Origin of the sequence: Flavobacterium sp. (genome assembly GCF_003525665.1) — a bacterium.
Classification (GTDB): Bacteria; Bacteroidota; Bacteroidia; order Flavobacteriales; family Flavobacteriaceae; genus Flavobacterium.
This window is the reverse complement of the sequence record NZ_DQDX01000194.1, coordinates 1-11,545: the sequence shown is the minus strand read 5'-3', so window position 1 is coordinate 11,545 and position 11,545 is coordinate 1. Positions and strand designations below refer to the sequence as shown.

Genomic DNA, 11,545 nt, shown 5'->3' with positions numbered 1-11,545 from the left:
CCCCATAATTATATTTACTTTCACGCTCTCAAATAAACAAACTTTTTTATGGATCAATTTGATTGGAAACAACTTCTAAACCCAGAATTTTACATATTATTAGAGCTTGGCGGAATAAAAATTGGACTGTACGTAGTTTTGTTCATAATTTTTGCTGAAACTGGATTATTAGCCGGATTTTTTCTTCCTGGTGATAGCTTACTTTTCCTTTGCGGAATTTATAGCGAGTCATTAATGAAGGAGTTCTCTACAGGAAATGATTTTTTAAACGTTACTTTACTTGCTGCTTCAATTTCTGTGATGGGAATTGTAGGAAACATGCTGGGTTATTGGTTTGGTTCAAAAAGCGGAACGTATTTATACAAAAGAGAAGATAGTTTTTTCTTTAAAAAGAAATACTTGTTTCAATCTAAAGATTTCTTTGAAAAATACGGAGGTAAAGCTGTAGTTTTTGCACGTTTCTTACCAATTTTTAGAACTTTTGCTCCAGTAATTGCAGGAATTGTATCAATGGATAAAAAGAAATTTATGTTCTATAATATCGTTGGTTCTCTACTTTGGTCCTTTGTATTGATTTTTGCAGGACATTATTTGTATGAATTATTTTTAACTCAATTCAAGATTGATTTGAAACATTATATTGAATATATTGTTATTGCAATTGTACTAATGACAACAATACCTGTATTAATGAAATTACTTAGAAAGAAGGCCTAATAGATTGATTTAATTCGATTTGTATGAAACTTGTTGTAAAAAAGAGTTCATTTTTTATTACTTTAATAGGAATACTTTTTAACTTAAGTATTGGCTCATTAGATATGCATGATAAGTGTGTGTTTATGGTCAAGAAGAGTGGCGAAGAAACAAATTTTTCCTCAAATAACAAGTTTAACAAATTAAATTTTTTCGTTGATACTGAGAAAGATTCAAATTTTTGTGTTGAAGAATTTGAATTTGAAATTGAATTCGATTATTTTAAACAAATACTATTTGAAAATTGTGATTTTGATGTAGTTATATTTAAAAATAACACTACTTCCTCTTGTCAATTTTTTTCAATAAAAAATAAGATTCCACTTTATAAACTTTTTTGTAATTGGAAACTCTACCCAGATTTAATTTTAGTTTAAATAAAATAAATTAGAAATTAAATCATTATTCATGAAATCAAAAACATTATTGTTTGATGAAACAATAGTGCTTCAAGACCTTGCGCATTATTTACCTGCGCAAAACCCATTGAAAGACTTTGTTCATCATAATACTTTGCATGCTTTTCAGGACAAAGACTTCTTTACTGCCTTACAAGAATCATCTGAAATATTTGGTTATAAAACGTTTTTACCGCTTTCTGCTTTCAGAAACAAGCTAAAAAATAACCAAATAAACTCAGAAATTCTGGATAAAATTATTTATCAGAAAAAAGGAGAAGACAACTTTTCATCTTGGAAAGAAAATGTTATACATAAAAATTACGACGAAGCCATACATCCTAAGATTGGAAAACTTAGAAGTCTTTGGAAAGAAAAATATGCCATAAACTTAGATAAATCAACTCATGGTATTCTTTTCAGAATCTTATGTAGTTATTTAGATCAAGGCATTTCTGTTTGGACATTTCCTGTTCATCGAGATGGCTTTTTAGCCTCCATAAAAGAATTAGATAAAAATGGTGTTTTTAGTATTTTTTCAACTTCAAGAGCCAAGATATTACTAGAAGAAGACGCTTCAATTTATAAATTACTTCAAATTTTAGTGGGAGAAGGTTTGTATTTTGAAAATTATCTCTTTGATCAACAGTTTTCTCATCCAGGTTGGAGCGGCATGATTGCAACGTTAGAAGGCAATCCCAGTTCATTATTAGATGAAAGAAAAATAACTTTAAAAGAACTTATTACATTCGAGTTACTTTTAGAAATTGACTCCTTAGATAAAAAATTTGGAGAAAACTGGGAACCTTTAATCTCCAAAATCACTTTTGATGCCGAAAATTTATTTTCTCAATCGACTTATTCTGAATATTTTGAAGTGCTTTCCATTTGGCAAGAAGCTTTTGAATGGACCTTTTATAACCAAGCCTTAACAGGTTTACAACATAAAACAAGTGTAAAAACATCAAAAGAAACAACAAAATTTCAAGCTTTCTTTTGTATGGACGACAGAGAATGTTCATTACGTAGACATGTTGAAGCTTTAGAACCGAATGCAAAAACTTTTGGAACTGCTGCATTTTTTAATTTCGAATTTTTCTATCAACCTATAAATGGAAAATTCTTTACGAAATTATGTCCAGCTCCTGTAACTCCAAAATTTTTAATTAAAGAGTTACCTAGAAAAAAGAAAAGCGCTAAAGATTATCACTATCATAAAAAATCACATTCTTTAGTATTCGGCTGGCTTATTTCTCAAACTTTAGGGTACACCTCAGCGTTTAAATTGTTTTTAAATATTTTTAAACCAAGCATGTCACCAGCCACTTCTTCATCTTTTAAACATTTGAACAAGAAATCGCAATTAGTTATTGAAAACACCAATCCAAAGGAAACTATTGAAGGTTTACAAGTTGGTTTTTCAGTGGAAGAAATGGCAAACCGAGTGGAAGGAATTTTAAAAAGTATTGGTTTAGTGGAAAACTTCGCACCTCTTGTGTACGTGGTTGGACATGGCGCTACTAGCGTAAACAATACCCATTTTGCAGGTTACGATTGCGGTGCATGTAGCGGAAGACCAAGTAGTGTGAATGCAAAAGTATTAAGCTTCGCAGCCAATCATGTAAAAGTTCGTGAAATTTTGGCAGAAAGAGGCATTCTTATTCCAGCTGAAACACAGTTTCTACCAGCTTTACATGATACAACTAGAGATGAAATTGTTTTTTACGATGAAGCATTACTATCTGTAGTTAATACTTTTTTACATAAAGAAAACAGCAAAACATTCACTAAGGCCTTAGCCAACAATGCAAAAGAACGTTCTAGAAGATTTGATACCATAAATTCTAGCGAAAGTATTTCAAAAGTACATGAGAAAATAAAAAATCGTTCGGTTTCTTTGTTTGAACCTCGACCAGAATTAAATCATGCCACCAATGCGATGTGTATTGTTGGAAGAAGAAGTGTTTCAGATCATGTGTTTTTAGACCGTCGTTCGTTTATGAATTCTTTTGATTATAAAGTTGATCCAAAAGGCGATTATTTAGCTGGAATTTTAAATGCAGTTGCGCCTGTTGGTGGTGGAATTAATTTAGAATATTACTTTTCTAGAGTCGACAATCATAAACTCGGTGCGGGTTCCAAATTACCTCATAATGTAATGGGATTAATTGGAGTAGCAAATGGAATTGATGGCGATTTACGACCAGGTTTACCTAGTCAAATGATTGAAGTTCATGATCCATTACGTCTATTAATTGTAGTAGAACATTTTCCTGAAATTGTAAAATATGCCATAACAAAATCTCCTGCAACTTACGAATGGTTTATCAATAATTGGGTGAATTTAGTTGCCTTACATCCAGAAACCAAAGAACTTTATCGTTTTGTGAAGGGTGAATTTGAAATTTACAAACCTGTTTCTTATAACATACAAACTATCGATAATTCTTTGGAATATGCCATAACGAGCTCGGAAAATTTAAACATAACGCTAATAAAATAAGATTATGACAAATGAATTTTTATTAGTATTTATCATCATTCCTATAGTAGGATTTTTGATTAGTTTTTTTATTCCAGAAAAGAAAGAATCTTGGTTATCTTGGACAGCATTTACAACAGTTTTTGTACAATTATTAGTGTTATGTGTTTTTATTTTCTATTGGATAATTAACGGTAGCAAAGATTTAAATTTATTCGAAGTTTCGCTAGTCAAAACAAATGACTACGACTTCTTCATAGATTTTTATTTCGACAAAGTAACTGCCGTGTATTTATTCATCGGTGCTTTATTGACCTCAATGATAACTACTTATAGTCGTTATTATTTACATCGAGAAAAAGGATACAAACGCTTTTTTATCACCGTTTTATTCTTCTTTTTTGGATATAATTTAGCCATTTTATCAGGAAATTTCGAAACTTTATTTATCGGTTGGGAAATTATTGGAATTTCATCATTTTTACTTATTGGTTTTTACAGAGAACGTTATTTACCCGTAAAGAATGCTTTCCGAGTATTTTCAATCTATAGAATTGGTGATGTTGGAATTATTTTAGCGATGTGGGCTAGTCATCATTTGTTTCACGAAAACATCACTTTTATTCGAATGCATAATTACGAATTGGTCAACGAACATTTGCAAAATAACACCTTAATTGGTTCGTTTATTGCCTTATGTTTGGCGTGTGCAGCTGCAGTAAAATCTGCTCAAGTGCCCTTTTCTTCTTGGTTACCAAGAGCTATGGAAGGTCCTACGCCATCAAGTGCTATTTTTTATGGTTCACTTTCGGTGCATTTAGGTGCTTTTTTAATGTTACGAACTTTGCCTTTTTGGGAACACCAAACGTCTATGCGAATTGCCATTGGCGTAATGGGATTCACCACAAGCATCATTACTACTTTAATCGCTAGGGTACAATCCTCTGTAAAAAGTCAGATTGCTTACAGTTCGATTTCTCAAATTGGATTGATATTTATTGAAATTGCATTAGGATTCGAAACATTAGCTTTATTTCATATCGCTGGAAATGCGTTTTTAAGAACCTATCAATTACTGGTTTCTCCATCTGTGGTAAGTTATTTAATCCGAGAACAATTTTACCATTTTGTACCTAAGCAAGTAAACAAAAGCATCCTTCCTAAAAAATTAGAAAATGCTTTTTATGTTTTAAGTATCAACGAATTTCACTTGGAAAAAATAATTAGGATTTTCCTTTGGAATCCATTAAACACAATTGGAAACAAATTAAATTTCTTAAACCTAAGAAAACTATTCTTCTTGTTTTTAAGCACGTATTTAGTTGGATGCATCACTTTGCACTACAAAAATTCCATCCCAAGTTATGTGACTAATTATTTACCTGAAATTTTCGCTACCATTGGATTGGTATTCGTTTTCAAAGCCTTTTCAGAAAGGAAAAGTCCGTTTGTGGCTTGGTTACTAATTGTTTTTAACCATTTCTGGATTGTGTTAGCCATTTTGTTTAACGAAAAAGTAAGTTATTACGAAATATCCCTTTATATCACAGGAATTGTAATTGCGGGAACTATTGGTTACATCGCTTTATTGAAATTAAAAACAATGGAAAAGAGAATTTTATTAAGTCAACATTCTGGACACGTGTATGAACATCCAAAATTTGCTTTCTTTTTCTTATTAGCAGCACTTGGCGTTACAGGTTTTCCTATTACATCGACTTTTATTGGCGAAGATTTATTGTTTAGCCATATTGAAAGTCACCAAGTAGTTTTAGCTTTTTTAGTGGCAAGTAGTTTTGTGGTTTCTGGAATAGCTGGCGTTAGAATTTACACCAGACTTTTCTTAGGAACACACATTAAAACCTATCACGAATTACCTTATAAATCATCTTAATTTAAACACATTCATTTCTATGAACTCAAAAATAAAAAAAATCCTCCCAGCAGACGGAATTGCGGGATTGAAAGAAAATTTCTCATCAGATGCCATATCTGGTTTTATAGTATTTTTATTAGCGCTTCCTTTAAGTTTAGGAATTGCTAAAGCATCAGAATTTCCACCAATTATGGGATTGATTACCGCTATTATTGGAGGTTTATTAGTCAGTTTAATTTCTGGTTCACGATTAACAATTAAAGGACCAGCTGCTGGATTAATTGTAATTGTAGCTAGTGCTGTAGCAGAATTTGGAAAAGGTGACCCAATTTTAGGTTGGAAATTAGCCTTAGGCGCCATGGTAATTGCGGGTTTTGTTCAAATTATATTTGGCGTTTTAAAACTAGGAAAACTAGCCGATTTCTTTCCGCTTTCAGCCATTCATGGTATGTTAGCCGCCATTGGAATCATTATTATTGCGAAACAAATTCCGGTTTTATTAAATGACAATCCAGCATTAGCAAAAGGAAAAGGTCCTTTAGAATTATTAGCTAACATTCCGAATTTCATTATGAATTTAGACTATAAAGCTACTATTATTGGTTTGGTAAGTTTAGCCATTATGTTAGGCTGGCCCTATATAAAAAGCAAGTATATCAAAATGTTTCCAGCGCCGCTTGTGGTTTTATTATTCGCTATTCCAGCAGAATTATATATGGATTTCGCACATACTGAACCGGCTTATTCTTTGGTAAAAATTGGAAATTTAGTAGACAATATTAATTTCAATGCTAGTTTTGAAGGAATTTCACAAACAGGAACGTTTATCAAATTTGTAATTATGTTTGCTTTAGTTGGAACTTTAGAAAGTTTATTAACAGTAAAAGCAATAGATTTAGTTGATCCTTTCAAAAGAAAATCGAACGCTAATAAAGATTTAATTGCGGTTGGAATTGGAAATGTTTTCGCTGCTTTTTTAGGTGGTTTACCAATGATTGCTGAAGTAGCACGTAGTTCATCAAATGTGAATAATGGTGGAAAAACGCGTTGGGCGAATTTCTTTCATGGTTTTTTCATTTTAGCTTTTTTATTAGTCGCTTCACCATTATTAGAAATGATTCCGAATGCTGCATTAGCGGCCATGTTAGTTACGGTTGGAATAAAATTAGCACATCCAAAAGAATTCATTCATACATTTGAAATAGGGAAAGAACAGTTAGCTATATTTTTAGTGACTATTTTCTTTACTTTATTTGAAGATTTATTAGTTGGTATCGCTGCTGGTATGATTTTAAACATGATTATTCACATATTACACGGAACTCCAATTTCTTCATTCTTTAAAGCGCCTACAGAAGTGGCTTTCGAAGGAAATGAGTATTTAGTCACGATTAGTAAAGCTGCAATTTTTACCAATTTCTTAGGAATTAAAAGAAAGTTAGAAGAGATTCCGTACGGATTTCATGTTACTATCGATTTAAAAAAGACGAAAATTGTAGACAATTCTGTTATGGAAAACTTAGAACATTTCATTCATGATTATGAATCTCATGGAGGAAAAGTTACCATTAAAGGATTAGAAAATCATACGGCATTTTCAGCACATCCAAAATCTTCAAGAAAAAATTTAAATTTCGTTAATTAACAAATGAAAAAATATAAACATTTCTTAGTAGCTCTCGTTGGGCTACTGGGAATTCTGTTGCCAAATAGTTCTAGGGCACAGACCAAAACAAGCAACAACGATGTTTGGTTTCATTATGTTGGAAAAAACATGTTAACCAAAAAGATATCGTTTACATTTGAAGCCACTATGCGATATGCAAATGGAGTTTCAGAAAAACAACAATATTTCGTGAGGCCATCTCTTGATTATCAATTTACTAAAAATTTAAATGGTAGCATTGGTTATTCACACTACAACACGTATGTGTATGGAAATCCAGCGTTAAACAAAACAGATATTCCAGAAGATCATTTTTGGATTCAAGGAACGTTTGTTCACTTGAATGGGAAATTTAAATTCACGCATCGTTTAAGGGATGAATTTAGATTTGTAGGCATACCAATTAAAAACGGATCAGATTATTCAATTGATCGATACGATTACCGAAACAGATTGCGATATATGTTCTTGATGAATTATACTTTAACGAAAAAAGAAGATAAAGTCAAATTGTTCGGAATTCTGGGCGATGAAGCTTTTTTTAATTTGGGTTCCAATGCTGGAAAAACGTTCTTCAATCAAAATAGAATTATTGGAGGTTTAGGCTATAATATTGATAAAAACCAACAAATTCAATTGAGTTACATCCATCAAAACATTTGGAATTATACGAATACATTACAAGAAAGTAATCCAACTATTAGAATATCGTATATAACGAATTTAGATTTTAGTAGAAATTGATTTATTTTAGTATTAATGTTAAAAATCTGCTCAATCAATCGATTAAGCAGATTTTTTTGCATTGTAATGCGCTTTTTACGGTATTGCGATTGTTTTAACTTCTGAAAGTAATTTACCATCAGTAGAAATTCCTTCAATTATTATTTTAATTGTTTTTTGATATAAGTTTGGTATTGAAAATTTAAAGTCTCCATTGGCATCTGTATTTATATTTGGAACCCAATGGATTGTTCCATAGGTTTTAAAACTATCATTTTGAACATTAGTGTATTTTGGATTTTTGTAAGAAATTGTTTGTTGAAATCCATTGGTGATATAAAATGCTTTCGACTTTATTTTTATATTACTTAAGTCGTTTGCAACAGGTTTAGAGTAAATTCGAATGACACCATTGGAGCCATTTGCTCCTGCGCCAAATCCAATTTTATTAATGTAGATTTCATCTATAGTTGTTAAAAGCATATTTTTCAAAAAACTAAAATCTTCCAAAGGAGAGTCATCTAAAAAAATCACAGGAGAATTATTTCCCAATAATGTAGTGGTGTATGTTCTTGAAATTATTACATCAAGTCCATTTTCAGTTACATTATATCCGTGCGTTCTTATAAAGGATAAAATGTCTCTGTATTTGCTGGCTTCATCATCGGTTATTTTATAACCTCTACTTGATGCGTTGTTAAATCGTGTTATGTTTGTTAAATTGTCTTCTTTTTTCTTTGATTTTACAATTACATCTTTAAGGATATATGCTCCTTCTATAGCAGGAAAAGTTAAATCGTCTAATGGAACGATACTTTTTTCGATGCACGTTTTGGTATTTGGTTTAAAGGGTTTGTAGAACTCTCTTTTGTTGTTTTGAACACTAGAAGTAACATTCAAGTCTTTTGTTTTAGCTTTTCTATCCAATAATGAAAAGTGCATTGCAGTGGAGTCAATGGCCAATACATTTTCAAAACGAAATTGATTTTTGGCATTAAGTTTTGTGGTTTCACTTAATCCAAGAACGAAAGAATTTAAGTTAATAGAATAGTTTTCACTAGCGTTATCAAGATTGTTGTTTACCGATCCAACAATAGTCAAACCATTATCAAATTCAAATTTTTTATTCGGATTTTCATTTAATAAAGCTTTATCAATGGCATATTTTGATGTTTTTGTAATTAAAACATTATCCAATTCAAATTGTTTTGCTCTTGTAAAATCAGTTAGGTAATAATTTATGTTTTTAATTGGACTGTCTAGATAATTATCAAATTCAAAACTGTTAAAAATTGTTTTTCTAATTTGTGTTGTATTGTTTTCTGGCAGAATAGAAATGCTTAAATTACCCATTAATAAAGAGGATTTTCCAGAAATAACGATTGAATCTGATTGTACCCTATTTACCATAAACTCTAAATCACTTGGTTTTTTAATAGTATTATAAATTATTCGTTCTGACGTTTTTTTTCCTTCTGAATCTATCAAACTAAAAGTATTTAACCCAGATGCCAATTTATCATTTTCAAAAGCAATACTTTTTTGATTTTCATTTGCTAATGAAATTGGGATGACAGAAACTTCATCATTTTGATTAATCACTAAAGAGTATTGGTTGTTTTTTGATGTAGTAGCGTTAGTTTTTATTGTGACTACTGTTTTGTCTTTCATACCAAAATTGTTTATTGACACTATTGCACCAGTAGCACTTTGTAATGGTAATTGTTTTTCAATTTTAGTTTCGTTTACATTTAGTAGTGCTTTGTATTTTTCATTTGGTTGTGGAATGATTGTTATTCTTCCATAGCCATTACTATCAGTAGAAAAAGTAGTAATTGATTCGTTTTTAGAATTAACGATTTCAATATCTTTAATCAAAATTCCTTTGTCGTTGCAATCAGTGAGTTTTAATGCAATATTGTTTGAGATTCCTTCTAAAAAAGTACCGCTTTCTGGATAAAATACTGCATTTATTTCTTCATAGTTTATTTTCGTGTCGTCTATAGTATTTTTTTCATTAGGATTTATAATGTTTACCTCAAATACAGACGACTCGTCTTCACTAAAGTTGTTCATAAAATTGGTGTAAACTTGAAGGTAGTATTTCCCAGTTTTCAAGCTTTCGTCTAATTTAAATGTTCCTTGAAACGTACTATTTTCTGCATAAAAAAGTTTATTTGAAATTTTATTTCCATTGCTATCTAGAAAATTAACGTAAACATTTGAAGTTACTGCATACGGAGCTTTAATTTTTTTTTCGATAATGTACCCTTTAAACCAAATGGTTTCTGTAGTTAAATAATTTACTTTGTTGAGGTGTAAATGGATATTTTCTCTTTCAAATTTATAATAATCTGCTAGTTTTGATGAAACACTTTCTTGAGTGATGTTTAATTGAGAAAAAATAAAATTGGCATTAAATAATAGGAGTAAAGAAAAATAAATTTTTAGACATTTCATGGTTTGATTATTTTTTCACTAAAGTATAAAAAAAAACCGTCAAGAAACTTGACGGTTTTAAATTTATCTGTAAAAATTTTACTACATCATTCCTGGCATTCCTCCGCCCATTGGCATTCCTCCGCCATTCTCTTCTTTGATGTCAATTAAGGCACATTCTGTTGTAAGAATCATTCCTGCAACAGATGCTGCGTTTTCTAAAGCTACACGTGTTACTTTTTTAGGATCGATAATTCCAGCTTTTAGCATGTCAACATATTCGTCTGTTTTTGCATTGTAACCAAAGTTTTCTTTTCCTTCAGATACTTTTGCAACTACAACTGAACCTTCTAAACCTGCATTTTCAACAATAGTTCTCAATGGAGATTCTACAGCTCTAAAAACAATTTGAATTCCTGTTGCTTCGTCAGCGTTGTCTGCTTTAATAGATGCTAAAGCAGATTTTGCTCTTAATAAAGCAACACCGCCACCAGCAACAATTCCTTCTTCAACAGCAGCACGAGTTGCGTGTAAAGCATCGTCAACTCTGTCTTTTTTCTCTTTCATTTCTACTTCAGAAGCAGCTCCAACATAAAGAACAGCAACTCCGCCAGCTAATTTAGCCAAACGTTCTTGTAGTTTTTCTTTGTCATAATCAGAAGTCGTAGTTTCCATTTGACCTTTGATTTGATTTACTCTATTTTTAATCAAATCGGCATTTCCAGCACCATTTACAATGGTAGTATTGTCTTTATCAATCGAGATTTTTTCTGCAGTTCCAAGCATTTCTAAAGTTGCATTTTCTAGTGTATAACCACTTTCTTCTGCAATTACAGTTCCACCAGTTAAGATAGCGATATCTTCTAGCATAGCTTTTCTTCTGTCACCAAATCCTGGAGCTTTTACAGCAGCAATCTTTAATGCACCACGCAATTTATTTACTACCAAAGTTGATAATGCTTCACCATCAACATCTTCTGCAATAATTAATAATGGTTTTCCAGATTGAGCAACTGGCTCTAAAACTGGAAGTAACTCTTTTAATGAAGAAACTTTTTTGTCGTATAAAAGAATGTAAGGATTTTCTAATTCTACATTCATTTTCTCTGGATTAGTAACAAAGTACGGAGATAAATATCCTCTGTCAAATTGCATTCCTTCAACAACATCAACATAAGTTTCTGTTCCTTTTGCTTCTTCAACAG

At 31.1% G+C, this 11,545-nt stretch carries 8 protein-coding genes; 6 read left to right on the top strand and 2 right to left on the bottom strand.

The genetic code is table 11. The features are described from left to right. Positions 1 to 48: 48 nt before the first annotated feature. Genes DIU01_RS13670 through DIU01_RS13645 form a run of 6 tightly spaced genes read left to right on the top strand, consistent with a single transcriptional unit; the run spans position 49 to position 7,922 of the window. Positions 49 to 717: a VTT domain-containing protein gene (locus tag DIU01_RS13670; RefSeq protein WP_290835362.1), complete on the top strand. Its 669-nt coding sequence runs from the start codon at positions 49 to 51 to the stop codon at positions 715 to 717. A 23-nt stretch (positions 718 to 740) separates the two neighbouring features. Beyond that, positions 741 to 1,133 carry a hypothetical protein gene (locus tag DIU01_RS13665; protein WP_290835359.1) on the top strand — a complete coding sequence of 131 codons (393 nt, stop codon included), beginning with the start codon at positions 741 to 743 and terminating at the stop codon, positions 1,131 to 1,133. 31 nt (positions 1,134 to 1,164) lie between these two features. Continuing rightward, positions 1,165 to 3,657: a YbcC family protein gene (locus DIU01_RS13660; RefSeq protein ID WP_290835357.1), complete on the top strand. Its 2,493-nt coding sequence runs from the start codon at positions 1,165 to 1,167 to the stop codon at positions 3,655 to 3,657. Between the two features lie 4 nt (positions 3,658 to 3,661). Beyond that, on the top strand, positions 3,662 to 5,530 hold the full coding sequence (locus DIU01_RS13655; RefSeq protein ID WP_290835355.1) for a proton-conducting transporter membrane subunit: 1,869 nt from the start codon (positions 3,662 to 3,664) through the stop codon (positions 5,528 to 5,530). A gap of 19 nt (positions 5,531 to 5,549) precedes the next feature. Further along, on the top strand, positions 5,550 to 7,157 hold the full coding sequence (locus DIU01_RS13650; RefSeq protein WP_290835353.1) for a SulP family inorganic anion transporter: 1,608 nt from the start codon (positions 5,550 to 5,552) through the stop codon (positions 7,155 to 7,157). 3 nt (positions 7,158 to 7,160) lie between these two features. Then, positions 7,161 to 7,922 (top strand): DUF2490 domain-containing protein, encoded by a 762-nt coding sequence (locus tag DIU01_RS13645; RefSeq protein ID WP_290835351.1) that lies wholly within the window; start codon positions 7,161 to 7,163, stop codon positions 7,920 to 7,922. A 75-nt stretch (positions 7,923 to 7,997) separates the two neighbouring features. On the opposite strand, the gene DIU01_RS13640 is transcribed toward DIU01_RS13645, so the two are convergent. Beyond that, positions 7,998 to 10,361, bottom strand: a complete 2,364-nt coding sequence (locus tag DIU01_RS13640) for a hypothetical protein (RefSeq protein ID WP_290835349.1) — start codon at positions 10,359 to 10,361, stop codon at positions 7,998 to 8,000. A gap of 81 nt (positions 10,362 to 10,442) precedes the next feature. Beyond that, a partial coding sequence (gene groEL, locus DIU01_RS13635; RefSeq protein ID WP_290835347.1) for a chaperonin GroEL occupies positions 10,443 to 11,545 on the bottom strand: 1,103 nt, incomplete at its 5' end.